This is a genomic window from Streptomyces sp. SBT349, from assembly GCF_001083795.1.
GTDB lineage: Bacteria > Actinomycetota > Actinomycetes > Streptomycetales > Streptomycetaceae > Streptomyces.
Map to the genome: position 1 here is coordinate 1 of NZ_LAVK01000486.1, position 4403 is coordinate 4403.

Consider the following 4403-nt stretch of genomic DNA (forward strand, 5'->3'; position numbering starts at 1 on the left):
GGGTGGGTCGTCAGGCGGCTCGGTCGAACAGCGCGGTCAGCAGACCGGCGCCCTCGGCCGGGGCACGCACCTCCAGGTGGAGGTCGGGGCCGTCCAGGTGGAGGCGGAAGTCGAAGAACGGGCAGCAGCCCTGCTCGGCGACCGCCAGCCCGGCGACCGCCGCGGCGCGCGCGGAGGGCAGCGTCAGCCTCAGGCCCCCGGGGATCCCCTGGCGGCGGGCGCCGTCCAGCACCTCGTGCCAGGCCGCTCGGCGTTCGGCCGTCCGCGCGCCGGTGAGCGAGCACGCCACCGGCGCCGAGCGCCGGCGGCCGGGGGTCGGCGCCACGGGCACCGACACCGGCCCCGGCACCGACACCGGCACCGGCCTGGCGGGGGCGAGGAAGCCGCACCCCGGGTCGCACCGGCCCGGCCGGTCCGGCAGCGCGTCCAGGTGCGCCAGCGCGGTGCGCAGGGTGGCGCTGAACGCCGCCAGCTCCGCCGTCCGCTCCCCGGCCGCCGCCAGGCGTGCGGCGATCCTCGGTCGCAGATCCGCCTTCACCTCCCGGCAGGCCCCCGACGCCCACACCGACAGCAGCTCGGCGATCTCCTCCAGCGCGAGCCCCAGGTGCTTGGCCGCGCCGATGAACGCGAGCCGTTCGACGGCGTCCTCGCCGTAGAGGCGGTAGCCGGAGGCGGTCCGGCCCGCGGGCAGCAGGCCCGCGCCCTCGTAGAACCGCAGGGTGGTCGCCGGGACGCCGGTGCGTTCGGCGAGCTGGGAGATCCGCATCACGCTCATGCCGCCGACCGTAGACCTTCGACCCGGGTGGAAGGTCAAGCCGCCGGACGGGCCCCGGGGCGGGGCCTCAGGTGCGGGTGGGCTTCGCGCCGCGGCCCCAGGCCATGCCCCAGCCGTAGAGGCGGTCGATCTCGGACTGGAAGCCGTAGACGTACCTCACCTCGCGCCGCGCCACCAGCTGGCCCTTCCTGGGCTCGATCATCGCCACCGCGCAGGACCGGGCGTTCGGCACCGGGTCGACGAGGCCGATCTCGATGTTCTTGCCGTCCGCGGACACCAGCGTCACCACCACGTCCGCGCGGTCGAACGCCGGGACGCCGTCGTAGATGTAGACGAAGACGAGCAGCCGCTTGAACTCCTCGGCGTGGTCCAGGTTCACGTACAGGCTCTCGCCCGACGCCGTTCCGCCGAAGCGGTCGTCGCCGCTCAGCTTGATGTAGGGCGCCGCGTTGAAGTCGCCCAGCAGGCCGCCCAGCGACTGCACCACGCCGCGCGTGCCGTCCTTCAGCTCGTACAGGCAGGCCAGGTCCAGGTCGATGCTGGCCACGCCCTGCGAGTGCCCGAGGATCTCGGCGGGCTTGAAGATGTCCATCGGCCGCCGCAGCGCCCGGGACAGGCCGTGGTTCCGCGCGCCGAAGTCCGAGTTGGCGCGCATGCGCCAGGACAGGTCGACGCGGAGCGTGCCCGTCTCGGAACCCTCCGCGGTGAGCTGGGCGGTCGGCGACCGCTTGGTCAGCTCCACCGCGTAGCTCGACAGGCCGCCCACGGTGTCGAACTTCTGCCGCCGCGCGCCGCCGTCCCGCCAGTACGACCACAGGGACACCATCGCCCGCGCCCACCCTTCGTTCCACCGCCACCCGGCAGCGGGACGGCCGGTGACCGTCCCGCTACCAGAGGCTTCCGCACCGGGCCCGCGGTTAACCCCCCGCGGGCCGGCGCTCACACCGCGCTCATACCTCGCTGGTCTCCCGGGACTTCCCGGTCCCCTCGCGTTTCGCGTCGATGCGGTTGGCCCGGACCGACGACCAGAAGGACGCCGCGATCAGTCCGACGCCGAACAGGCCCGTGATCACCTCGTGCAGGTGCCAGCGGATGCTGATCAGCAGCAGGACGGCCAGCGCGCCGATGGCGTAGTGGGCGCCGTGCTCCAGGTAGCGGTAGTCGTCCAGGGTGCCCTGGCGGACCAGGTAGATGGTGAGCGACCTGACGTACATCGCGCCGATGCCGAGGCCGAGCGCCATCAGGAAGATCTCGTTGGTGATGGCGAACGCGCCGATCACGCCGTCGAACGAGAACGAGGCGTCCAGGACCTCCAGGTAGAGGAAGAGGAAGAACGCCGCGCGCCCGGCGAGGCCGACGGCGGAGACCTGCTTGCCGTTGGTGCCGCCGGCCTCGGCGGCCTTCGCCTGGGCGGCCTCGGCCCTCGCGATCTCCTCGTCGGCCTTCTCCTCGTCCTCCTCCAGACGGTGCTCGAAGAAGTTGGAGAGGCCGCCCACCAGGAGGTAGACGAGCACGCCCGCCACCCCGGACAGCAGCACGGTGTCCGATTTATCCGCGTGCAGGCCGCCGTGCTGGTAGGCGTTGCTGGCGACGGTGGTGGCGGTCAGCAGCAGGGCGGCCAGGGCGACGCCCACCGAGAAGCCGTCGATCTTGCCCAGCTTGGCGAGCGGCTTCTCCAGCCACCGCACCCACTTCACCTCCCGCTCCTCGAAGATGAAGTTGAGGAAGATCATCAGCAGGAACATGCCGCCGAACGCCGCGATCGACGGGTGGGCGTCGGTGACGAGTTCCTCGTAGTGGTCCGGGTTGTCCACGGCCAGTTCGACGGCCTCGATCGGGCCGAGTCCCGCCGTGACCGAGACGATGAGGACCGGGAAGACCAGCCGCATGCCGAAGACGGCGATCAGGATGCCGATGGTCAGGAAGATCTTCTGCCAGAACTCGTTCATCCTCTTCAGGACACCGGCGTTGACCACCGCGTTGTCGAAGGAGAGGGAGATCTCCAGGATGGAGAGGATGAGGACCACCGCGAAGGCTTCCCATCCCCAGAAGAGGAGGGCGGCCACCAGGCCGACGATGGTGACACCGAACGACCAGCCAAAAACTCTAAGGATCACAAGAATTCCAGTCTCCCGCGCGGGCCGCGGATGTGCAGGCTGACATGTCAGACGTTGGAGGGCGACGGGGAAGGGGCGGGAAGGTCGCTCACAGCGCGCGGAGCGCCGTGACGTAATCGTTCAGGTCCCTGGCGTCGGGGAGCCCGTTGACCACTGTCCAGCGGATCACCCCTTCCCGGTCGATGATGAACGTGCCGCGCACCGCGCAGCCCTTCTCCTCGTCGAAGACGCCGTAGGCGCGGGAGACCTCGCCGTGCGGCCAGAAGTCGGAGAGGAGCGGGTACTCGAATCCCTCCTGTTCGGAGAAGACACGGAGGGTGAACGGGCTGTCGCAGGAGACCGCGAGGAGCTGGACGTCGTCGTTGACGAACGACGGGAGCGCGTCGCGGAGGGCGCAGAGTTCGCCCGTGCAGACGCCGCTGAAGGCGAACGGGTAGAAGAGGAGAACGACGTTCTTCCCGCCGCGGTGGTCCGCGAGCGTGAGCGTCTGGCCGTGCTGATTCCGGAGCCGGAAATCGGGGGCCTTGGTACCGGGCTCGATCGCCATGGGCGGGTAATCCGTTCCCCTGTTGGAGGTAAAGTGACGCGGCCCAGCCTACGACGCGGTCCCCGGCGGCAGAGATGCCCCCGGGGACCTGTGATCGTTCCCACGCCGGAACGGCGCCGAGACGCTACTTCTTCCCCGCGACCTTGGGGGTCACCAGGCGGCTGCCCGACCAGTCCTTCCCGGCGCTGACGCTGCTGGTCTGCGCCAGGCCCGCGGTCTGCGCCGCCTCGCCGATCTCGCTCGGCTCGACGTACCCGTCGCGGCCGGTCTTCGGGGTCAGCAGCCACACGGGCGCCCCCGGATCGATCAGCGTGGTGGCATCCACCAGCGCGTCGGTGAGGTCGCCGTCGTCCTCGCGGAACCAGAGCACCACGGCGTCTGCCACGTCGTCATAGCTCTCGTCGACGAGATCCTGGCCCGTGATGGCCTCGATTCCCTCACGGAGTTCCTGCTCGGCATCGTCGTCGTAGCCGAGCTCCTGGACCACCTGCCCAAGCTGGAAACCCAGCCGAGCGGCGGGGTTGGTCCGCTCCTCCGCGTGGTCCGCGGTCGCGCTCACGGATAGCTCCTGTTCTGTGTCGGAAGGTATTCGGTACGTACAGAGAGGCCCGCGCGTGCGCGGGGCTTGGCCGTAGTCCACACGGGCGGGGCGGATCGCGCAAGTACCCGGCCGCCGAGCCTGCCCAAACGTTGACGTCTTGGCCCACGGGTCCCGGGTGGTCACCGTCCGGTCCCACGGCCCCTCCGCAGGCCGGGAGGGCGAACGGGTGTTCGCCGCTCGCCCCGGGCGGGGCGTAGGGTGGCAGGTCGGCCCCGGGAGCTGGGGACAGGCCCCGCCTTAGTACTGCAACCGCATCTGGGGGTTGTGGCCTCGGCGTTTGTAGTGGGAGGTGCGGGCTCGGGCCTGGCTGCGTCTGCGGAAGCGTGACCAGTGGAGATGGTGCTCGTTGGTGTGGTGGCGGGG

At 70.7% G+C, this 4403-nt stretch carries 5 protein-coding genes; all 5 read right to left on the bottom strand.

All coding sequences use genetic code 11. The features are described from left to right. Positions 1–10 precede the first annotated feature (10 nt). The 5 genes from ADY01_RS33340 to ADY01_RS33360 all read right to left on the bottom strand — a co-directional run bounded on the left by ADY01_RS33340 (position 11) and on the right by ADY01_RS33360 (position 3998). The gene (locus tag ADY01_RS33340; RefSeq protein WP_049580496.1) at positions 11–775 is read right to left on the bottom strand and encodes a MerR family transcriptional regulator; all 765 of its coding nucleotides are present in this window, start codon (positions 773–775) and stop codon (positions 11–13) included. 67 nt (positions 776–842) lie between these two features. Continuing rightward, entirely contained in the window at positions 843–1601 is a 759-nt protein-coding gene (locus ADY01_RS33345) for a Tellurium resistance (RefSeq protein ID WP_049580497.1), read from the bottom strand. A 124-nt stretch (positions 1602–1725) separates the two neighbouring features. Then, positions 1726–2892, bottom strand: coding sequence for a DUF475 domain-containing protein (locus ADY01_RS33350; protein WP_049580498.1), 1167 nt, complete (start codon positions 2890–2892; stop codon positions 1726–1728). 88 nt (positions 2893–2980) lie between these two features. Further along, positions 2981–3439: a peroxiredoxin gene (locus ADY01_RS33355; RefSeq protein ID WP_049580499.1), complete on the bottom strand. Its 459-nt coding sequence runs from the start codon at positions 3437–3439 to the stop codon at positions 2981–2983. 124 nt (positions 3440–3563) lie between these two features. Then, positions 3564–3998 carry a DUF3052 domain-containing protein gene (locus ADY01_RS33360; protein WP_049580500.1) on the bottom strand — a complete coding sequence of 145 codons (435 nt, stop codon included), beginning with the start codon at positions 3996–3998 and terminating at the stop codon, positions 3564–3566. Positions 3999–4403: the final 405 nt, after the last annotated feature.